Source organism: Streptomyces tendae (assembly GCF_014650435.1).
Classification (GTDB): Bacteria; Actinomycetota; Actinomycetes; order Streptomycetales; family Streptomycetaceae; genus Streptomyces; species Streptomyces tendae.
This window is the reverse complement of record NZ_BMUY01000002.1, coordinates 529,929-549,942: the sequence shown is the minus strand read 5'-3', so window position 1 is coordinate 549,942 and position 20,014 is coordinate 529,929. Positions and strand designations below refer to the sequence as shown.

General features: G+C 68.8%; 16 protein-coding genes. 9 read left to right on the top strand and 7 right to left on the bottom strand.

Going from position 1 to position 20,014, the window contains the following annotated elements; all coding sequences use genetic code 11:
- Positions 1-28: 28 nt before the first annotated feature.
- From rplI to rpsF, 4 genes are all read right to left on the bottom strand, one after another.
- Positions 29-475 (bottom strand): 50S ribosomal protein L9, encoded by a 447-nt coding sequence (gene rplI / locus IE258_RS07455; RefSeq protein ID WP_003975023.1) that lies wholly within the window; start codon positions 473-475, stop codon positions 29-31.
- An 18-nt stretch (positions 476-493) separates the two neighbouring features.
- The gene (rpsR, locus tag IE258_RS07450) at positions 494-730 is read right to left on the bottom strand and encodes a 30S ribosomal protein S18 (RefSeq protein ID WP_003949403.1); all 237 of its coding nucleotides are present in this window, start codon (positions 728-730) and stop codon (positions 494-496) included.
- A 46-nt stretch (positions 731-776) separates the two neighbouring features.
- The gene (locus IE258_RS07445; RefSeq protein ID WP_109029143.1) at positions 777-1,373 is read right to left on the bottom strand and encodes a single-stranded DNA-binding protein; all 597 of its coding nucleotides are present in this window, start codon (positions 1,371-1,373) and stop codon (positions 777-779) included.
- A gap of 77 nt (positions 1,374-1,450) precedes the next feature.
- On the bottom strand, positions 1,451-1,741 hold the full coding sequence (rpsF, locus tag IE258_RS07440; RefSeq protein WP_003975025.1) for a 30S ribosomal protein S6: 291 nt from the start codon (positions 1,739-1,741) through the stop codon (positions 1,451-1,453).
- A gap of 275 nt (positions 1,742-2,016) precedes the next feature.
- On the opposite strand from rpsF, the gene IE258_RS07435 reads away from it, so the two are divergent.
- The 3 genes from IE258_RS07435 to IE258_RS07425 all read left to right on the top strand — a co-directional run bounded on the left by IE258_RS07435 (position 2,017) and on the right by IE258_RS07425 (position 4,673).
- The gene (locus IE258_RS07435; protein ID WP_127891980.1) at positions 2,017-2,322 is read left to right on the top strand and encodes a hypothetical protein; all 306 of its coding nucleotides are present in this window, start codon (positions 2,017-2,019) and stop codon (positions 2,320-2,322) included.
- A gap of 138 nt (positions 2,323-2,460) precedes the next feature.
- Positions 2,461-3,582: a peptidoglycan bridge formation glycyltransferase FemX gene (gene femX / locus IE258_RS07430; RefSeq protein WP_003975027.1), complete on the top strand. Its 1,122-nt coding sequence runs from the start codon at positions 2,461-2,463 to the stop codon at positions 3,580-3,582.
- Between the two features lie 59 nt (positions 3,583-3,641).
- Positions 3,642-4,673, top strand: coding sequence for an alanine racemase (locus IE258_RS07425; protein WP_061443657.1), 1,032 nt, complete (start codon positions 3,642-3,644; stop codon positions 4,671-4,673).
- Between the two features lie 79 nt (positions 4,674-4,752).
- On the opposite strand, the gene IE258_RS07420 is transcribed toward IE258_RS07425, so the two are convergent.
- Together IE258_RS07420 and IE258_RS07415 are read right to left on the bottom strand one after the other, a co-directional pair.
- Positions 4,753-6,252: a glycosyltransferase family 87 protein gene (locus IE258_RS07420; RefSeq protein ID WP_189740470.1), complete on the bottom strand. Its 1,500-nt coding sequence runs from the start codon at positions 6,250-6,252 to the stop codon at positions 4,753-4,755.
- A gap of 134 nt (positions 6,253-6,386) precedes the next feature.
- Positions 6,387-8,774: a transglycosylase domain-containing protein gene (locus tag IE258_RS07415; RefSeq protein WP_189740466.1), complete on the bottom strand. Its 2,388-nt coding sequence runs from the start codon at positions 8,772-8,774 to the stop codon at positions 6,387-6,389.
- Positions 8,775-9,434: 660 nt separating this feature from the next.
- Here IE258_RS07415 and IE258_RS07410 point away from each other — a divergent pair.
- The 4 genes from IE258_RS07410 (at position 9,435) to IE258_RS07395 (ending at position 13,230) form a co-directional block, all read left to right on the top strand.
- Positions 9,435-10,112 carry a PadR family transcriptional regulator gene (locus tag IE258_RS07410; protein ID WP_019324689.1) on the top strand — a complete coding sequence of 226 codons (678 nt, stop codon included), beginning with the start codon at positions 9,435-9,437 and terminating at the stop codon, positions 10,110-10,112.
- A gap of 44 nt (positions 10,113-10,156) precedes the next feature.
- Positions 10,157-11,239, top strand: coding sequence for an inositol-3-phosphate synthase (locus tag IE258_RS07405; protein ID WP_007388938.1), 1,083 nt, complete (start codon positions 10,157-10,159; stop codon positions 11,237-11,239).
- A gap of 79 nt (positions 11,240-11,318) precedes the next feature.
- Complete coding sequence (locus IE258_RS07400) at positions 11,319-12,596, top strand: MFS transporter (protein ID WP_189740463.1); 1,278 nt, start codon at positions 11,319-11,321, stop codon at positions 12,594-12,596.
- Positions 12,597-12,627: 31 nt separating this feature from the next.
- Positions 12,628-13,230 (top strand): LppU/SCO3897 family protein, encoded by a 603-nt coding sequence (locus IE258_RS07395; protein ID WP_127896306.1) that lies wholly within the window; start codon positions 12,628-12,630, stop codon positions 13,228-13,230.
- Between the two features lie 74 nt (positions 13,231-13,304).
- Here the strand turns inward: IE258_RS07395 and IE258_RS07390 are convergent, their stop codons facing one another.
- Positions 13,305-14,750: a CCA tRNA nucleotidyltransferase gene (locus tag IE258_RS07390; RefSeq protein WP_189740456.1), complete on the bottom strand. Its 1,446-nt coding sequence runs from the start codon at positions 14,748-14,750 to the stop codon at positions 13,305-13,307.
- A 225-nt stretch (positions 14,751-14,975) separates the two neighbouring features.
- Here IE258_RS07390 and IE258_RS07385 point away from each other — a divergent pair, with 225 nt between their 5' ends.
- Both IE258_RS07385 and murJ read left to right on the top strand, forming a co-directional pair.
- The gene (locus tag IE258_RS07385; RefSeq protein WP_189740453.1) at positions 14,976-17,381 is read left to right on the top strand and encodes a DUF6049 family protein; all 2,406 of its coding nucleotides are present in this window, start codon (positions 14,976-14,978) and stop codon (positions 17,379-17,381) included.
- 44 nt (positions 17,382-17,425) lie between these two features.
- Positions 17,426-19,918 carry a murein biosynthesis integral membrane protein MurJ gene (gene murJ / locus IE258_RS07380; RefSeq protein WP_189740450.1) on the top strand — a complete coding sequence of 831 codons (2,493 nt, stop codon included), beginning with the start codon at positions 17,426-17,428 and terminating at the stop codon, positions 19,916-19,918.
- The last annotated feature ends 96 nt before the right edge of the window (positions 19,919-20,014 follow it).

Genomic DNA, 20,014 nt, shown 5'->3' with positions numbered 1-20,014 from the left:
CTTCTCATCGCTTCAGCGAGAGCAGTGCTCAGGCAGCGACGACCTCGATGCTGACCTTGGCGTCAACCTCGGGGTGCAGACGCACGGACGTCTCGTGGGCGCCCAGGGTCTTGATCGGCGAGCCCAGCTCGATGCGGCGCTTGTCGACCTCGGGGCCACCGGCGGCCTTGATCGCCGAAGCGACGTCGGCCGGAGTGACGGAACCGAAGAGACGACCGGCGTCGCCGGAGCGGACGGCCAGACGGACCTTCACACCCTCGAGCTGGGCCTTCACCTGGTTGGCCTGCTCGATGGTCTGGATCTCGTGGATCTTGCGAGCGCGACGGATCTGCTCGACGTCCTTCTCGCCACCCTTGGTCCAGCGGATCGCGAACTTCCGCGGGATCAGGTAGTTGCGAGCGTAACCGTCCTTGACGTCGACGACGTCGCCCGCGGCACCGAGGCCGGAGACCTCGTGGGTGAGGATGATCTTCATGTTTCGGTCACCCTTCCCTTATCGCGCGGTGGAGGTGTAGGGCAGCAGCGCCATCTCACGGCTGTTCTTCACGGCCGTGGCGACGTCACGCTGGTGCTGGGTGCAGTTGCCTGTCACGCGGCGGGCACGGATCTTGCCGCGGTCGGAAATGAACTTCCGCAGCATGTTCGTGTCCTTGTAGTCCACGTACGTGACCTTGTCCTTGCAGAATGCGCAGACCTTCTTCTTCGGCTTGCGCACAGGCGGCTTAGCCATGATGTTTCTCCTGTGTGATCAAGAAGTGTGGGTAGAGCCCGTCCCCTTAGAAGGGGGGCTCGTCCGAGTAGCCGCCACCGCCGCCGGAGCCACCGCCCCAGCCGCCGCCACCCTGGCCGCCACCACCCTGCTGGCCACCGGCGGGAGCACCACCGGTCGCCCAGGGGTCGTCGGCCGGTGCGCCGCCGCCCTGCTGACCGCCACCGGGGCCGCCGCCCCAGCCGCCGCCACCCTGGCCGCCACCGCCGCCGTAACCGCCCTGGCCGCCGCGGCCCTGGCCCGAGGTCTTGGTGACCTTGGCCGTGGCGCTGCGCAGGCTGGCGCCGACCTCGTCGACGTCCAGCTCGTAGACCGTGCGCTTGACGCCCTCACGGTCCTCGTAGGACCGCTGCTTCAGCCGGCCCTGCACGATGACGCGCATGCCTCGCTGGAGCGACTCGGCGACGTTCTCCGCCGCCTGACGCCAGACCGAGCAGGTCAGGAACAGGCTCTCGCCGTCCTTCCACTCGTTCGTCTGGCGGTCGAAGGTGCGGGGGGTCGACGCGACGCGGAACTTCGCGACGGCCGCACCGGACGGGGTGAAGCGCAGCTCGGGGTCGTCGACAAGATTGCCGACGACCGTGATGACGGTCTCGCCTGCCATGGGGAACCTCTCGGCGGGTTTGCTCTGGCTGCTTGGTTGCTGCTACTCGAATCCCGGGATCAGCTGAGCGGGAAGGCTCAGTGCATCTCGGGACGGAGGACCTTGGTCCGGAGGACCGACTCGTTCAGGTTCATCTGGCGGTCGAGCTCCTTGACGACCGCAGGCTCGGCCTGCAGGTCGATGACCGAGTAGATGCCCTCGGGCTTCTTCTTGATCTCGTACGAGAGACGACGACGGCCCCAGGTGTCGACCTTCTCGACCTTTCCGCCGCCGTCACGGACGACAGAGAGGAAGTTCTCGATCAGCGGGGAGACAGAGCGCTCCTCGAGATCGGGGTCGAGGATGACCATCACCTCGTAGTGACGCATGTGGAACCCACCTCCTTTGGACTCAGCGGCCACGGTCGTTCCGTGGCAGGAGGGTTGCGATGCGTTCGCACCGGCATCAATGAGTAAACCAGGACCCACTGACAATCGGGCCTCCTCCGAGGAGGCGGCCCGGCCGTGGCCGGCAACAGACACCGGTGCGGAAGGTACAGCGTACCCGGCCGTCGCCTTGCGGTTGAAATCCGGCCCCGAGGGGACACAATCGGTAGTCAGGGATGTGAGGGCTAAAACACACTGCCTTCGGCAGGAGGTTCTCCATGGCACAGATCATGCGACCCGCCAAGCCCCGGACCGGCCTGCTGGCCACCGACGGCAAGCGACACCCCCTCCAGGACGCGCTCCTGGCCGTGACCGTGGTGCTGGGTGTGCTCGCCCTGGCCACCGCGAGCTTCCGCGGGCTGCACGTCCTGACCTCCTGGGCGGGGCTGCTCGGTGTCCTGACCGGCGGATACGGTCAGTACGTGTCGGAGACGACACGGGAGCGCTTCGGCCTGGTCCTGGGGCTCGGCGCCTCCGCACTCGGTCTGTTCTTCGGCATCTACCACGGCGGGCTCGTCGGCTGATCCATGTCGGCGGGACGCCCGCCGGCCAAGCCCTTCCGGCCGTACGCCGGACGGGGCGCTCACAGGGCGCAGTAGGCTTCGCGCGAGAGCCGGAGCCCCTGTACCCATGGGGACACACCAGCCCGAGGAGCGCCCCGAATGAGCCTGACCCTGAGGACCATCAGTCGCGAGCAGCATCTGGCGTACATCCAGAGCCTGCCGGCGGCGAGTCACATGCAGGTCCCGGCATGGGCGGACGTCAAGGCGGAATGGCGCTCGGAGAACCTCGGCTGGTTCGACGACCGGACCGGTGAGCTGGTCGGCGTGGGCCTCGTCCTCTACCGGCAGCTGCCCAAGATCAAGCGCTACCTCGCCTACCTCCCCGAGGGTCCGGTCATCAACTGGTTCGCGCCGAACCTCCAGGACTGGATGGAGCCGATGCTGGCGCACCTCAAGCAGCAGGGCGCCTTCTCCGTGAAGATGGGCCCGCCGGTGATCATCCGGCGCTGGGACGCGACATCGATCAAGAAGGGCATCCAGGACCCCGACGTCAAGCGACTGCGGGACATAGAGGCGGACCACATCGAGCCGCGCGCGTTCGAAGTGGCCGACAAGCTGCGCCGCATGGGCTGGCAGCAGGGCGAGGACGGCGGCGCCGGCTTCGGTGACGTGCAGCCCCGCTACGTCTTCCAGGTGCCGTTGGCCAACCGCTCCCTGGAAGAGGTCCACAAGAACTTCAACCAGCTGTGGCGCCGCAACATCAAGAAGGCCGAGAAGGCCGGTGTCGAGGTGGTTCAGGGCGGCTACCACGACCTCGAGGAGTGGCAGCGCCTGTACGAGATCACGGCCGTGCGTGACCACTTCCGGCCGCGCCCGCTGTCGTACTTCCAGCGCATGTGGGCGGCCCTCAACAACGAGGACCCCAACCGCATGCGGCTGTACTTCGCCCGGCACAACGGGGTGAACCTGTCTGCGGCGACCATGCTGGTCGTCGGCGGGCACGTCTGGTACTCCTACGGCGCCTCCGACAACATCGGCCGCGAGGTCCGACCTTCGAACGCCATGCAGTGGGCCATGCTCCGCGACTCCTACGCGCTGGGCGCCACCGTCTACGACCTGCGCGGCATCTCCGACTCGCTGGACGAGAGCGACCACCTCTTCGGCCTGATCCAGTTCAAGGTGGGTACGGGCGGTCAGGCGGCCGAGTACCTCGGCGAGTGGGACTTCCCGCTGAACAAGCTGCTCCACAAGGCGCTCGACATCTACATGTCGCGCCGCTGACCCACAGCGCATCCCGATCCGCATCTCTGACAGCCACGAGAAAGGTCCCAGGTCCGGCCATGGCGCTCACGCTCTACGTCGACACCGCGCGCTGGCGGGCGCACCACAAGCACGTGCAGGAGCAGTTCCCCGGGCTGGTCCCGGTCTGCAAGGGCAACGGCTACGGATTCGGTCACGAGCGGCTGGCGGAGGAGGCGACGCGGCTGGGCTCGGACGTGCTGGCCGTCGGCACCACCTACGAGGCCGCCCGGATCAAGGACTTCTTCGGCGGTGACCTGCTGGTCCTGACGCCGTACCGGCGCGGCGAGGAACCCGTTCCGCTGCCCGACCGGGTCGTGCGCTCGGTGTCGTCCATCGACGGCGTGTACGGCCTGGTGGGCGCGCGCGTGGTCATCGAGGTGATGTCCTCGATGAAGCGGCACGGCATCAGCGAGCAGGACCTGCCGCAGCTGCACGCCGCCATAGAGAACGTCCGGCTGGAGGGCTTCGCCATCCACCTGCCGCTGGACCGTACCGACGGCTCGGACGCCGTCGAGGAGGTCATCGGCTGGATGGACCGGCTGCGCGCGGCCCGGCTGCCGCTGCACACCATGTTCGTCAGTCATCTCAAGGCCGACGAGCTGGCCCGGCTCCAGCAGCAGTTCCCGCAGACTCGCTTCCGCGCCCGGATCGGCACCCGGCTGTGGCTGGGGGACCACGAGGCCACCGAGTACCGCGGCGCCGTCCTGGACGTCACGCGCGTCGCCAAGGGCGAGCGTTTCGGCTACCGGCAGCAGAAGGCGGCCTCGGACGGCTTCCTGGTGGTTGTGGCGGGCGGTACGTCGCACGGAGTGGGGCTGGAGGCCCCGAAGGCGCTGCACGGCGTCATGCCGCGCGCCAAGGGCGTCGCCCGGGCCGGCCTCGCCACGGTGAACCGGAACCTCTCGCCGTTCGTCTGGAGCGGCAAGCAGCGCTGGTTCGCGGAGCCGCCCCACATGCAGGTGTCGATCCTGTTCGTACCCTCGGACGCGACGGAGCCCAAGGTGGGTGACGAGCTGGTGGCCCATCTGCGGCACACGACCACGCAGTTCGACCGCATCCTCGATCGCTAGCGAGCAGCCGTACCCGCACCGTGAGAAGGCCGTACACGAGGTCTTCGTGATCCTCGTGTACGGCCTTTCGCACGTTCACTCAGAGCGAACTGTTCGGCTGACGGCCCTTGCCCCAGTGCACCTCAGGCCCCTCGAAGTGGGCCGCGGGCTGCTCGGTGCGAGCCGCGGGCCCCAGCACGAAGACGTCCTGGGCACCGTCCAGCACTCCGCCCGAGGGATCGTCGTCGCCCGTCCGCCGGACGGGGTCCCGGTCCGGCATCAGGATGTCGCGCACCACCATGGCGCAGAGGAACAGCGTTCCCAGCAGGTGCAGGCCGATGGCCCAGTGGTAGCCGTCCGTCGGCAGGCCCTTGTGGGCGTCGCCGCTGGTCGTGTAGGCGAGGTACATCCAGATGCCGAGGAAGTACGCCACCTCGCACGCCTGCCAGATCAGGAAGTCCCGCCACTTCGGCCGGGCCAGCGCGGCCAGCGGCACCAGCCAGAGCACGTACTGCGGTGAGTAGACCTTGTTGGTGAGGATGAACGCAGCGACGATCAGGAAGGCGAGCTGGGCGAACCGCGGGCGCCGGGGTGCGGTCAGCGTGAGTGCCGCGATGGCGCCGCAGCACAGCAGCATGAGAAGTGTGGCGAGGGTGTTGACGGTCTCGGTGCTGAGCGGGTTGTCGGAGTTCTGCCCCAGGATCAGCCAGAACGATCCGAAATCCACACCGCGTTCCTGGCTGAACGTGTAGAACTTCGACCAGCCGTCAAAGGCGAAGAGCATCACCGGCAGGTTCACCACGAGCCAGGCGACGGCCGCGCCTCCCAGTGCTGTTCCGAACGCCCGCCATTTGCCCGCCCGCCAGCACAGGACGAGCAGGGGGCCGAGGATCAGGAAGGGATAGAGCTTGGCGGCCGTCGCGAGGCCCAGCAGTACACCGAAGGCCAGCGGGCGCTCCCGGGACCACATGAGAACGGCGGCGGCTGTCAGGGCGACCGCCAGGAGGTCCCAGTTGACGGTGGCGGTCAGCGCGAAGGCGGGGGCCAGGGCGACCAGCAGACCGTCCCAGGGGCGCCGGGTGTGCGTGCGGGTCACGCAGACCGCGATGACGGCCGCACAGACCATGAGCATCCCGGCGTTGACCATCCAGTACCACTGCTCCTGGTCCTGGATGGTGCCGCTGCCCGGAGTGAGCCAGGACGCGACCTCCATGAACAGGCCGGTCAGCACGGGGTACTCCAGGTACTCCATGTCGCCGGGGAGCTTGTCGAAGTACGGCACGAGCCCGTCGACGAACCCGCGTCCCTGGTAGAGGTGCGGGATGTCCGAGTAGCACGCGTGTGTGTACTGGGAGCTGGCCCCGAAGAACCAGGCACCGTTGTAGCAAGGTGCCTTCTGGACCAGTCCTAGGGCGAACATGCCGATCGCCACGAGCGCGATCACACGCACGGGGGTCCACCAGGACGTCCCGAGCAGGGCACGTCGGCCCAGCGGGCCGCCGATCAGCTCGCTGCCGGCTGCGGCGACCGTGTCTTCCCTGGTCGGCCGCACCGGGTCCGGCTCGTGCACGCTCGCTGGCGTCGATTCTGCACTGGGCATGGGGCACATCCTGCCGTACACGGCTGAGAACACGCCGGGGCCGCCGCACCCTCGTGGATGCGGCGGCCCCTGTTTCACGTGAAACTTGCGGGTGTTTCACGTGAAACACCCATTCTCGGCGACTCCGGGAACAGCTAGCCGTTTGGCCCCAAGATGGAGTTTCCACGGCTGTTTCCGTTGTTGTCGCCGTCTCCCTCCGTCTCGCTGGCCGATGGGGATGGCGATTCGCTGCCCTCGGAGCCGCCTGGGCCGGTGCCCGCGTTGCCGTTGCCGGCGTTGCTCCCGTCGTCGCAGTTCCAGTCCCAGACGCCGCACGTCTCAGTTGCGGAAGGCGAGGGGCTGGTCCCCGTGTCGCTGGGCGACGGAGTCGGCGACGGGGTGACCTCCTCGGTCTCGGAAGCAGAGGGGGAGGGGGAGGGCGTCGGGGTCGGCGACGGCTCGTCGTTGACGACCTCGCCGATGGGCTCCGGCTCCGGGAACTTCTCCACCTTCATGCCCTTGACCGCGTCCGACATGTAGTCCTGCCAGATCGTGGACGGGAAGGAGGCACCGTGGATCTGCTTCTCGCCACCCGTTCCGTACATCTCCAGGAACGTGCGGTCCTTGATGGTCTCGTCGTCCGGATAGCGGTACATGCTGATCGCGGTCGACAGCTGCGGGGTGTAGCCGACGAACCAGGCGGACTTGTTGCCGTCGGTGGTACCGGTCTTGCCCGCCACCTCGCGGCCGGGGAGCTGGGCGTTGGTGCCCGTGCCCTTGTCAACGACGGTCTTCAGGACGTCCGTGACGTTGTCCGCGACCTTCGCTGTGAATGCCTGCTTCTCCTCGACCTTGTGCGTGTAGATCGTGCCGTTCCTGTTCGTCACCTTCGTGACGGAATACGGCTCGCGCTGCTTGCCGCTTTCCGCGAAGGTGGCGTACGCGCCCGCCATGCGGATGGCGCTGGGGTCCGAGATACCGAGGGAGAAGGACGGGAAGCTGGCGCCCGTCAGGCTGTCCTCCAGAAGCCCCGCGTCGACGGCGGCCTCCTTCACCTTGTCCAGGCCGACGTCCATGCCGAGCTGCACATAGGCGGAGTTCACCGACTCCCGCATCGCCTCACGGAGGTCGATCTTGTAGTCCGGCGGGTCACCGATCGAATCCTGGCCGTCATTTTCCTGACGCCACTGTTCGCCCTTCTCGTTCTCCCAGATCGACCCGTCGTAGTTGTTGATCTTGAGGTTGTTCTCGCCGCTGTAGAGGCTCTTCGGGGAGACGACGGTGCGCTCGTCCTGGGCCTGGACCTGGCCGAGGTCCGGGTCGCGCACGCCCCACTTCATCGCCGCCGAGAGCACGAACGGCTTGAAGGTCGAACCAACCTGGGCACCGGTGACGTCGGCGTTGTTGGTGAAGTGCTTGGTGGCGTCCTCACCGCCGTAGATGGCCTTGATCGCCCCGGTCCGGGTGTCGATGGACGCCCCGCCGAACTGGACGTGGGTGTCCGTCTCGGGTCGCTTCTTGGGGTCGATCTTCTCCTTGTAGACCTTCTGGACCGCCTTCTCCATCTCGTCGACCTTCTTCTTGTCGAAGGTCGTGTAGATGGAGTAGCCGCCCTTCTCCAGCTGCTGCTCCGTCACCTTGCCGCTCTTGAGCACGGAAGACTTGGCGAGCCTGACGAGGTAGCCGATCTGGCCGCCCAGCTTCGCGTTCGACTGCGGGTTCTGCGTGGTGGGGAGCTCGGGGTACTTGGCCCGTTCCGCCTGACTCAGATGCCCGTACTCCACCATCTTGTCGAGGGTGTCCTGCATCTGGGAAAGGGCCCGCTTCTTGTTGGCCTCCGGCGTGGCCCCCGTCGGGTCGATCGACACCGAGCCCGCCGGGTCGTAGTAGGTGGCGCCCTTGAGCACCGCCGACAGGAAGGCGCACTGTCCCGGGTTGAGGTCGACGGCGTCGACGTTGAAGTACGCCCGTGCCGCCGCCTGGATGCCGTAGGCGCCGCGACCGTAGTAGGCGGAGTTCAGATAGCCCGCGAGGATGTCGTCCTTGGAGACGTCGGTGCCGACCTTGATCGAGACGAAGATCTCCTTGACCTTGCGGGAGATCGTCTGCGACTGGTCGTTCAGCATCGCGTTCTTGACGTACTGCTGGGTGATGGTGGAGCCACCCTGCGTCTCACCGCCCTTGGCCATGTTGAACACGGCGCGGGCGATGCCCTTGGGGTCGATGCCGCTGTCGGAATAGAACGTCTTGTTCTCCTGCGAGATGACGGCGTTGCGCATCGCCTTCGGGATCTGCGAGAGATCGACGCTCTGGCGGTTGCGGTCACCGCCCGTGGCCACCATCTGGGTGTTGTCGGCCCAGTAGTAGACGTTGTTCTGCGCCGTGGCGCTCTCGTCGATGACGGGGACGCTCACCATGGCGTACGCGAGACCGGCCGCACCCACGAGGCAGCCGAAGAACGCGATGCACAGACCGGAGACGAGCCGCCAGGACGGCACCCAGCGTTGCCAGCCGTCCCTGTCGTGACGCGGGTAGTCGATCATGCGCTTCTTGCCGGGCGCTGCGGCGCGTCCTCGTCCGGGCCCTGCCGAGCCGCCGGGCGCCCCTCGCCGGCCGCGGCCGGGCTCGGCCGCTCTGCGACGGCCGCCCCCGCTCCGCTGTGCCGCGCGCCGGGCCTCGGCGCGGCTGCCGTACGCACGCTCCTCGTTCTCCGGACCGTAAGAGCCGGACGGCGACCCTGTGGCGCCTCGCGGTGCCGCACGGCGGCCGGAGGACGAGCCGGACTGACCGCGTCGGGCCGCGGCACGTCCGCCTCCCTGCGGCTGCGGCGGTTTGCGACGGTGCTCGCTCATCGAACGACTACTCCTCGGGCAGGCGCACCTTTGCGCGCCTGGTAAAGGCGGCTGGTTTCCGGTCCCCCCGAAGTACGGATGCGGCCCCTTCCGCATTCACCCGTACTGCACCGGGGACAGGGACGCCCCCAGACGTCACTCGGTTCCCGGTGGTCTGCATGGCGCACACACTACGCACCGTCAAAACCCCCGCGGCCCGAAGTTCACCTCAAATCAGGCAACTTGCTCGCGATGAAACCGTGATGTGATCCCGTTCACCAGTTCCCCCCTTGTCGCACGCAGAAGGGCGTTCTATCGTGCTGATGTATCGACTCGATACATCAGCGCGGCATAAGGCGAGAGGAGGCGACGATGAGCCGGAGATCCGGCATCCTCGAGTTCGCCGTACTCGGCCTGCTCCGCGAGTCCCCGATGCACGGCTATGAGCTGCGTAAACGGCTCAACACGTCACTGGGTGTGTTCCGGGCGTTCAGCTACGGGACGCTCTACCCCTGCCTCAAGACGCTGGTCGCCAACGGCTGGTTGATCGAGGAACCGGGGAACGTCGGCGAGGCCGCCGCTTCCCTCACGGGACGCCGCGCCAAGATCGTCTACCGGTTGACGGCCGACGGCAAGGAACATTTCGAGCAGCTCCTCTCCCAGACGGGCCCGGACGCGTACGAGGACGAGACCTTCGCCGCTCGCTTCGCGTTCTTCGGCCAGACGTCGCGAGACGTACGCATGCGCGTGCTCGAGGGCCGGCGCAGTCGGCTGGAGGAGCGCCTGGAGAAGATGCGGGCCTCCCTGGCCCGCACCCGGGAGCGACTCGACGACTACACGCTTGAGCTGCAGCGCCACGGAATGGAGTCCGTGGAGCGCGAAGTGCGCTGGCTGAACGAGCTCATCGAGAGCGAGCGGGCGGGGCGGGACCTCAGGGGTTCCGCCGCCGAGGGGACCGCTCAACAGGACACGACATCTGGAGCGACGGGCGGCCTGCCCCGGCCGGGGGACGACCCCCGGCCGGATACGCCCGGCGACACCGCCACGTGAGCGCCCAGTCAGGGCCTCACTCGTACACACAGGGAGCAACCGGAATGGGTTCGGTTCGCGTAGCCATCGTCGGTGTGGGCAACTGCGCCGCATCGCTGGTGCAGGGCGTCGAGTACTACAAGGACGCCGACCCGGCGGCCAAGGTCCCCGGCCTGATGCACGTCCAGTTCGGCGACTACCACGTCAGTGACATCGAGTTCGTCGCCGCCTTCGACGTGGACGCCAAGAAGGTCGGCCTGGACCTCGCGGACGCCATCGGCGCCTCCGAGAACAACACCATCAAGATCTGCGACGTGCCGAACAGCGGCGTCCAGGTCCAGCGCGGCCACACGCACGACGGTCTCGGCAAGTACTACCGCCAGACCATCGAGGAGTCCGCCGAGGCGCCGGTCGACGTCGTCCAGGTCCTCAAGGACAAGCAGGTCGACGTCCTCGTCTGCTACCTGCCCGTCGGTTCCGAGGCCGCGGCGAAGTACTACGCCCAGTGCGCCATCGACGCCAAGGTCGCCTTCGTCAACGCCCTCCCGGTCTTCATCGCCGGCACCAAGGAGTGGGCCGACAAGTTCACCGAGGCGGGCGTCCCGATCGTCGGCGACGACATCAAGTCGCAGGTCGGCGCCACCATCACGCACCGCGTCATGGCGAAGCTGTTCGAGGACAGGGGCGTCGTCCTGGACCGCACGATGCAGTTGAACGTCGGCGGCAACATGGACTTCAAGAACATGCTCGAGCGCGAGCGCCTGGAGTCCAAGAAGATCTCCAAGACGCAGGCCGTCACCTCCCAGATCCCCGACCGCGACCTGGGTGCGGACAACGTCCACATCGGCCCGTCCGACTACGTCGCCTGGCTGGACGACCGCAAGTGGGCCTACGTCCGCCTCGAGGGCCGCGCCTTCGGTGACGTCCCGCTGAACCTGGAGTACAAGCTCGAGGTCTGGGACTCCCCGAACTCGGCCGGCGTCATCATCGACGCGCTGCGCGCCGCGAAGATCGCCAAGGACCGCGGCATCGGCGGCCCGATCCTGTCGGCGTCGAGCTACTTCATGAAGTCCCCGCCGGTCCAGTACTTCGATGACGAGGCCCGCGCCAACGTCGAGAAGTTCATCGCGGGCGAGGTCGAGCGCTGACAAGCCGCTGACCCCGGTCTGCCGAGGGTCCCCGGGTCGCATGACCCGGGGACCTTTCCCGTATGTGAGGCTGTGCCCCATGGCCGTCGTCCGTGACCTGCGCATCCTGCTGCGTCTGAAGGGGTTTCGGCACCTGCTCGCCGTTCGCCTGCTCTCCCAGGGCGCCGACGGTGTCTACCAGGTCGCGCTCGCCACCTACGTCGTCTTCTCCCCGGAGAAGCAGACCTCGCCGGCCGCGATCGCCTCCGCGATGGCGGTCCTGCTGCTCCCCTACTCTCTGGTGGGGCCCTTCGCGGGTGTGCTGCTGGACCGCTGGCGACGCCGCCAGGTCTTCCTGTACGGCAACCTGCTGCGTGCCGTACTGGCCTCGGTGACGGCGGTGCTGATGATCGCTTCCGTCCCCGACTGGCTCTTCTACGTCTCGGCCCTCTGTGTCACGGCCGTCAACCGTTTCGTGCTCGCCGGCCTGTCCGCGGCGCTGCCCCGGGTGGTCGACGCCGAGCGGCTGGTGATCGCCAACTCGCTCTCCCCGACGGCCGGGACCCTGGCGGCCACGGCCGGCGGTGGCCTCGCGTTCGTCGTGCGCCTCGCGGTCTCGGACTCCGACGCCGCCGTGGTGCTGCTCGGCGCCGGCCTCTACCTGTGCGGGGCACTGGCGTCGCTGCGGATCGCCGTGGAGCTGCTCGGCCCGGACCCGGCACGGGTGCCGCCCACACTCGCCTCGGCGCTCACCGGTACCGCCCGCGACCTGGTGGCGGGCGTACGCCATCTCGCCGCGCCCGCCCGCCGGGAAGCAGCCTGGGCGCTGGCCGCCATGACGCTGATGCGGTTCTGCTACGGCGCCCTGCTGGTCATGCTGCTGATGCTGTGCCGATACTCCCTGACCTCGGACACGGAGGAGGGGCTGGCCCTGCTGGGGCTCGCGCTGGGGGTCTCCGGAGCCGGATTCTTCGCGGCGGCGGTGGTCACTCCCTGGGCGGCGGGACGGCTCGGCCCCGGTCGCTGGATGGCCGTCTGCGCGGCGGTCGCCACCGTGCTGGTGCCGGCGCTGGGCCTGCCGTTCGTCACGGCGCCCCTGCTCGCCGCCGCGTTCGTGCTGGGCCTGACGACGCAGGGGGCGAAGATCGCGACCGACACGGTCGTGCAGTCCTCGGTCGACGACACCTTCCGCGGCCGGATCTTCTCCGTCTACGACGTGCTGTTCAACGTGGCCTTCGTCGGCGCGGCCGGAGTGGCAGCGCTCATGCTGCCGCCCGACGGGCGATCGGTACCGCTGGTCGTGACCGTCTCCGCGATCTACGGAATGGTTGCGGTGGCTATGGCCCAGTTTGAGAGCCGGTATGTGTCACATCAGTGACACAGAGCCTCACTGGACTACAGAGTTGTCAGTGGGACCCGGTAGCTTACGTGCGTCTTATCTCGCGGCATGTCCGCGACACGCACCTATTCCAGGGGGACCCCCAGTGACCACCCAGCCGCCGCCTCAGGGCAACCCGTTCGCGCAGAACCAGCCGCAGGCTCCGCAGCAGCCTCAGGGGCAGAACCCCTACGCCCAGGGGCAGCCGGGCTTCCCGCAGCAGGCCGGCCAGCCCGGTCAGCCCGGTTTCCCGCAGCAGGGTGCGCCGTACGCCCCGGTGCCGCCGCAGCCCGCTCGCCGCAAGCCGAGCTTCAAGATGATCAAGAACATCGTCATCGCGGTGGTCGTCGTGGGTGTCGCGGTCGGCGGTTACATCGCCAGCCGGGACGACGCCGACACGGCTGCGGTCGGCGACTGCATGCACCGGGGCAGCAGCAGCGACACCAACCCGGACCTCGAGGTCGTCGACTGCGGTGACGCGAAGGCCCAGTACGTGGTGCTGGCCAAGATCAAGGGCTCCTACTCCGCCCTCACCGCTGAGAGCAAGTGCTCGGAAGAGGCCAAGGACTTCCAGTACTCGTACACCGAGAGCGGCAGCGGCAGCGACTTCCTGCTCTGCCTGAAGGACAAGTAAGGGCGCAGTCCCCTACGGCGAAGGGGCGATGTTTCACGTGAAACATCGCCCCTTCGCCTGTCCGTCACCTTCGGTCACGACTCCTGAGCGGCCCACCACTCCTTGAGTGCCGCCACTGCCGCGTCGTGATCCATCGGTCCGTTCTCCAGGCGAAGCTCCAGCAGGTGCTTGTACGCCTGCCCCACGGCCGGCCCGGGACGGATGCCGAGGATCTCCATGATCTCGTTGCCGTCCAGGTCCGGGCGGATCGCGTCCAGCTCCTCCTGCTCCTGAAGCTGTGCGATCCGGTCCTCCAGGCCGTCGTAGGCGCGGGAGAGGGCCGTCGCCTTGCGCTTGTTGCGCGTCGTGCAGTCCGACCGCGTCAGCTTGTGGAGACGGTCGAGCAGCGGTCCCGCGTCCCGGACGTATCGGCGGACCGCGGAGTCCGTCCACTCGCCCGTGCCGTAGCCGTGGAAGCGCAGGTGGAGCTCGACCAGGCGCGAGACGTCCTTCACCAGCTCGTTGGAGTACTTGAGCGCCAGCATGCGCTTCTTCGTCATCTTCGCCCCGACCACCTCGTGGTGGTGGAACGAGACCCTGCCGTCCTTCTCGAAGCGACGGGTGCGCGGCTTTCCGATGTCGTGCAGCAGGGCGGCCAGGCGAAGGGTCAGGTCGGGTCCGTCGCTCTCCAGCGCCATCGCCTGCTCCAGGACGATCAGCGTGTGGTCGTAGACGTCCTTGTGCCGGTGGTGCTCGTCACGCTCCAGCCGCAGGGCCGGCAGCTCGGGCAGGACCCGTTCGGCGAGGCCGCTCTCCACCAGCAGACTCAGGCCCTTGCGCGGGTGCGAGGAGAGGATGAGCTTGTTCAGCTCGTCCCGGACCCGCTCGGCCGAGACGATGTCGATGCGCCCGGCCATGTCGTGCATGGCCTTGACGACCTCAGGCGCCACCTCGAAGTCGAGCTGCGCGGCGAAGCGCGCGGCCCGCATCATCCGGAGCGGGTCGTCCGAGAACGAGTCCTCGGGAGTCCCGGGGGTGCGCAGCACGCGGGCCGCGAGGTCGTCGAGTCCACCGTGCGGGTCGATGAACGCCTTCTCCGGAAGCGCCACGGCCATCGCGTTCACCGTGAAATCGCGCCGGACGAGGTCCTCCTCGATGGAGTCGCCGTAGGACACCTCCGGCTTGCGCGAGGTGCGGTCGTACGCCTCCGACCGGTAGGTGGTCACCTCGATCTGCCAGCCGTCCTTCTGCCCCCCGACCGTGCCGAAGGCGATCCCGACCTCCCAGACCGCGTCGGCCCAAGGACGCATGATCTTCAGTACGTCCTGGGGGCGGGCGTCGGTCGTGAAGTCCAGATCGTTGCCGAGCCGTCCGAGCAAGGCGTCCCGGACCGAGCCGCCGACCAGGGCGAGCGAGAATCCGGCCTCCTGAAAACGGCGGGCGAGATCGTCGGCGACAGGGGCGATCCGCAGCGGCTCACTCACCGCGCGGGGCTGCTCCCGACTCAGGGCACTGGGGCTGACTTCGTTGGCGTTCGGCACAACAGGACAGGGTACGTGGCCCGGGCGGAGACAGGCGCCCCGATTGATCGCGCACCGAATCCCCCACTTCCGTACCGCTCCCTCTATAGGCACACATAGACGGAAGCCCGGCCCCGCTGCGGATCTTGTGGCGTACTCCGCGGCACTTCCCCTCGCCGCACATCGTTACCATGCGTGGACGCACATTCCGACGACCACTGATCACGACGAGGGACGGGCGAGCGCGTGGCCGAGGCGGCAGACTTCCAGGGGACCAGTGCCTCACCTGCCCGCCGGTGGCTGCGGCGCACCACGGCACTGCTCGCCGGGGCGCCGCTGCTGGCCGGCCTGGTCCAGCTGCCCGCCGCCGGCTCGGCGCACGCCGAAGAGGCGACCGCCGCCCTGGCCGACGCCGACTCGGGCTCGGTGGCCGTGGCCGTCGACTCGCTCACGCCCTCCACGCCCACGGACGGGGACACGGTGACCGTGTCGGGCACCGTGACCAACAAGGGCAAGCGGACCGTCACCGACGCGCACGTCGGCCTGCGCGTGGGCCCACCGGTCGACACCCGCTCGTCGGTCGACGCGATCGCCAAGGACAGCGACGATCTCCAGGGCTCCATCGCCCCGGAGATCGACAACAAGTACACCGAGAAGTTCTCCAAGCTCACCCCCGGTGTCGCGGAGCACTTCAACATCTCCGTGCCGGTCGACGACCTGAACCTCGGCAACGACGGCGTCTACGAATTCGCCGTCTCGCTGTCCGGTGAGACGTCCGCACAGCCCTGGGAGCAGATCCTCGGCATCCAGCGGACCTTCCTGCCGTGGCAGCCCGACGAGGCCGCCACCAGGACCAAGACCACGGCGCTGTGGCCTCTCGTCTCGACGACGCACATGGCCGCCGAAACGGGGCCGAACGAGGAGCAGACCCCTTTCTTCCTCAACAACGACCTGGCGAAGGAGATCTCCCCCGGCGGCCGCCTGAACCAGATGGTGACGCTGGGCAAGGACCTCGACGTCACCTGGGTGGTCGATCCGGACCTGCTGGCCTCCGTCGACGCCATGACGGGGAGCTACCGCGTCCGGGACGGGGACAAGACCACCGCCGGCACCCAGCAGGCGGTCGCCAAGCAGTGGCTGGCCGACCTGCAGGACGCGGTGGCCGACAAGGAGGTCGTCGCCCTCCCCTTCGCCGACCCCGACCTGGCGTCCCTGGCCCACAACGGCACGGACGTCACCGGCTCGCTGAGTCAGCTCAAGGACGCGACGGACGTCGTCGACAACACGGTCGAGCCGATCCTCCACGTGAAACCCAACACCGACTTCGCCTGGCCCGTGGACGGGGCCGTCGACCGGTCGATCGTCAAGGTCGCCACCTCCGCGGGCGCCGACAAGGTGATCGCGCGCAGCGACAGCCTCCAGGAGACCAACGGTCTGCCCTACACACCGTCCGCTGCCCGCCCCATCGGCGGTGGCACCACGGCCGTCGTGGCGGACGCCCGGCTGTCCACGGCGTTCGAGGGCGACCTGACGAACGCGTCCGCGTCCACGCTCGCCGTGCAGCGCTTCCTCGCCCAGAGCCTGGGCCTGGGTCTCCAGACCGACAAGCAGCGCAGCGTCGTCATCGCCCCGCAGCGCACGCCCTCCGGAAGCCAGGCGCGCGCGATGGCCGAGGCGCTGCGGGCGCTCCAGAGCGGCACCTGGTCCCAGTCCCAGAAGCTGGCGGCTGCCTCAGCGGCCAAGCCGGACCCGGACGCCACCACCAAGGTTCCGGGGAGCTCCTCCTATCCGTCGGCGCTGCGCAAGAAGGAGCTGCCGCGGTCGGCCTTCGTGGAGAGCGCGCAGACGCAGGACGCGCTGGACAGCTTCAAGGTCGTGCTCTCGGACCCGTCCCGAGTGGTGACCCCCTTCGGACGCGCCCTGAACCGGGAGATGTCCGTGTCGTGGCGCGGCCGGGCCGCCGAGGCGGAGTCGTTCCGCGCCGGAGTGAAGTCGTACCTCGACGGTCTGACCGGCCGGGTCAGACTGATCGACAAGTCGGAGACGAAGCTCTCCGGCCGCAGCGCCACGATCCCGGTCACGGTGCAGAACAACCTCGTGCAGGACGTCGGCCCCCTGGTCCTGCGCCTCACCTCGACGAACCCGACGCGCCTGGAGATCGACGGCGACCGCTACCAGGAGCAGCCGATCTCGGTCTCCGGCGGCCACAGCCAGTCGGTGAAGTTCACCACGTCGGCCAACGCCAACGGCCGGGCGACGGTGATCGCCCAGCTGTACACGCAGGACGGGCGCCCGTACGGCAAGCCCGTGACCTTCGACGTGAAGGTCACCGAGATCACCGCCACCGTGATGCTCGTCATCGGCGGCGGCGTCCTGCTGCTCGTCCTCGCCGGTTTCCGGATGTACACCCAGCGCAAGCGTGCCGCCGCCCGCGCCGCCGAGAAGGGCGAGGAGGACGACTCCGAGGAGCCGGAGGCGTCGGAGAACTCCGAGAACGACCCGGAGAACCCGGAGCGCCCCGAGGGACGTCCCACGGAGGAGTCCGCGGCACCGGCCCGGGCAGACGACCCGGAGCAGCCGAGTGACCCGACACCGGACACCGCAGCGGAAAGCACCGACCCGTCCGGCACGGGTGAGAGAGTGGACCGTTGAGGATGTCGTGGCCGGTCGGCCCGGGACGATGAGGTGGGGTAACCATGAACGCGCCGTACGACGGTGACCGCGGTCAGGCCGTGGACGGCTCGGGTCACCCCCAGGGTCCGCCGCCGGACCCCGGACAGACGCCGCCGCAGCAGCCCGCGGACATGTACCTCCAGGACGCCTACGACCAGGATCCCTACCGGGCGCAGGACCTCTCCGCCCAGGACCCGGTCTCCGAGGCGCTCTACGACCGCGCCGCGCACCCTCCGCCGCCGCCGGGCACCTACCCTCCGCAGCAGCCGCTGTACTCCCAGCCTCCCCAGTCGCCCTACGCCCCCGATCCCCGCGTCTGGGCCCCGACCCCGGCACCCGAACCGGAGGGCCCGACGCAGTACCTGCCGTACGGCGACGACCCTCGGACCACCCAGTTCGTGGGCGTCGACGACCTGGTCGGGCAGTCCGGCGACCAGCGTCACGAGCCGGACGCCTTCGCGCACCTCTTCCGCGACCAGCAGCAGGGCGGCGGCCACCCCTCCTACGACGACCCGGCGGCCGTGCCCTCACCGGCCCCGCCGCCGGGGCCGTACGGCGGGGCGGCGGGCCCGGGGCAGTACGGCACGACACCCGCTCCGGGTCAGTACGGCGGGCACCAGGAGCCCACCTCGTACGGGAACGCCCCGGCACACGGCCAGTACGGTGATCCGGCTCCGGCACCCGGCCAGTACGGCGGCGCGGCTCCCTCGCCCGGTCAGTACGGCGGCCACGCTCCAACGCAGGGCCAGTACGGGAACGCTCCGGCACCCGGTCAGCACGCGGCGCCCGCACCGGGCCAGTACGCGGTGGCCCCGACGCCCGAGGCGGCCGAGGCTCCCCTCCAGGAGCCCGAGCCCGCCCCTGCGGCCACCGCGCCCAAGAAGGGCGGGCGTGCCGGGGGCCTGCTGAAGTCGAGCGCCGTGATGGCGGCGGGCACGATGGTGTCGCGGCTGACCGGGTTCATCCGGTCGGCGATGATCGTCTCCGCCCTGGGTCTCGCCCTGCTGGGCGAGTCCTTCCAGATCGCCTACCAGCTGCCGACGATGATCTACATCCTCACCGTCGGCGGTGGCCTCAACTCGGTCTTCGTTCCCCAGCTCGTCCGCGCCATGAAGGACGACGACGACGGTGGCGAGGCGTACGCCAACCGGCTCCTGACCCTGGTCATGGTGGCCCTCGGCGTCCTCACCGCGCTGGGCATGCTGGCGGCTCCGCTGCTGGTGCGCGCGCTGTCGAACCCGGTCGCCTCGGACCCGGCGGCCAACGAGACGGCCATCACCTTCACCCGGTACTTCCTGCCGTCCATCTTCTTCATGGGCGTCCACGTCGTGATGGGGCAGGTCCTCAACGCCCGCGGCCGGTTCGGCGCGATGATGTGGACCCCGGTCCTGAACAACATCGTCATCATCGTCACCCTCGGCATGTTCCTCTGGGTCTACGGCACGGCCGCCGACTCCGGGATGACGGTCGCGACCATCCCGGAGGAGGGCAAGCAGCTCCTCGGCATCGGCATCCTGCTCGGCCTCGTCGTCCAGTCCCTGGCGATGATCCCGTACCTGCGCGAGACCGGGTTCAGGCTCCGGCTGCGGTTCGACTGGCGGGGCCACGGTCTGGGCAAGGCCGCGATGCTCGCCAAGTGGACGATCCTGTTCGTCCTCGCCAACCAGGCGGGCGCCCTCGTCGTCATCCAGCTCGCCACCGCGTCGGTCACGGACACCGACCTCGCCGGCACCGGTTACAGCGCCTACGCCAACGCCCAGCTCATCTGGGGCCTGCCGCAGGCCATCATCACCGTCTCCCTGATGGCCGCCCTGCTGCCCCGCATCTCCCGCTCGGCGTCCGAGGAGGACGGGGGAGCGGTCCGCGACGACATCTCCCAGGGACTGCGCACCACCGCCGTCGCCATCGTGCCGGTGTCCTTCGGCTTCGTCGCGCTCGGCATCCCGATGTGCACACTGATCTTCGGCTCCTCGGGCACGGGCGCGGCCACCAACATGGGCTACATGCTGATGGCCTTCGGCCTCGGCCTCATCCCGTACTCCGTGCAGTACGTCGTCCTGCGCGCCTTCTACGCCTACGAGGACACCCGGACGCCCTTCTACAACACAGTCATCGTGGCCGTGGTCAACGCCGCCGCCTCGGGCCTGTGTTACCTGCTGCTGCCCTCCCGCTGGGCCGTGGTCGGCATGGCGGCCTCCTACGGGCTGGCCTATGTGATCGGCGTGGGCATCGCCTGGCGCAGGCTGCGCAAGCGGCTGGGCGGGGACCTGGACGGCGCCCGGGTGCTGCGGACCTACGCCCGGCTGTGCATCGCGTCCGTACCGGCCGCCCTGCTCAGCGGCGCCGCCTGCTACGCGATCAGCCGCGCGCTCGGCCAGGGCGTCGTGGGATCGTTCGCCGCGCTGCTGGCCGGTGGAGTGCTCCTGTTCGGTGTCTTCTTCGTCGCCGCCCGCCGCATGCGCATCGAGGAGGTCAACTCTCTGGTCGGCATGGTGCGCGGACGCCTGGGACGCTGAGACCCGGGGTAGGCGCACAACCATCGTCCGCCGCTGTGTGTCGTGCATAGCGGCGGACTGTGGGCACAATTGGGTTCGGCGTCGGACGCGCGGATC

What these genes read in the sequence shown, in the direction of transcription:
- IE258_RS07405 (WP_007388938.1), top strand. Translation starts at nt 10,157, where the DNA reads ATGGGTTCGGTTCGCGTAGCCATCGTCGGTGTGGGCAACTGCGCCGCA.
- murJ (WP_189740450.1), top strand. Translation starts at nt 17,426, where the DNA reads ATGAACGCGCCGTACGACGGTGACCGCGGTCAGGCCGTGGACGGCTCG.
- IE258_RS07415 (WP_189740466.1), bottom strand. Translation starts at nt 8,774, where the DNA reads ATGATCGACTACCCGCGTCACGACAGGGACGGCTGGCAACGCTGGGTG.
- IE258_RS07420 (WP_189740470.1), bottom strand. Translation starts at nt 6,252, where the DNA reads ATGCCCAGTGCAGAATCGACGCCAGCGAGCGTGCACGAGCCGGACCCG.
- rplI (WP_003975023.1), bottom strand. Translation starts at nt 475, where the DNA reads ATGAAGATCATCCTCACCCACGAGGTCTCCGGCCTCGGTGCCGCGGGC.
- IE258_RS07425 (WP_061443657.1), top strand. Translation starts at nt 3,642, where the DNA reads ATGGCGCTCACGCTCTACGTCGACACCGCGCGCTGGCGGGCGCACCAC.
- IE258_RS07445 (WP_109029143.1), bottom strand. Translation starts at nt 1,373, where the DNA reads ATGGCAGGCGAGACCGTCATCACGGTCGTCGGCAATCTTGTCGACGAC.
- IE258_RS07410 (WP_019324689.1), top strand. Translation starts at nt 9,435, where the DNA reads ATGAGCCGGAGATCCGGCATCCTCGAGTTCGCCGTACTCGGCCTGCTC.
- IE258_RS07400 (WP_189740463.1), top strand. Translation starts at nt 11,319, where the DNA reads ATGGCCGTCGTCCGTGACCTGCGCATCCTGCTGCGTCTGAAGGGGTTT.
- rpsR (WP_003949403.1), bottom strand. Translation starts at nt 730, where the DNA reads ATGGCTAAGCCGCCTGTGCGCAAGCCGAAGAAGAAGGTCTGCGCATTC.
- rpsF (WP_003975025.1), bottom strand. Translation starts at nt 1,741, where the DNA reads ATGCGTCACTACGAGGTGATGGTCATCCTCGACCCCGATCTCGAGGAG.
- IE258_RS07435 (WP_127891980.1), top strand. Translation starts at nt 2,017, where the DNA reads ATGGCACAGATCATGCGACCCGCCAAGCCCCGGACCGGCCTGCTGGCC.
- femX (WP_003975027.1), top strand. Translation starts at nt 2,461, where the DNA reads ATGAGCCTGACCCTGAGGACCATCAGTCGCGAGCAGCATCTGGCGTAC.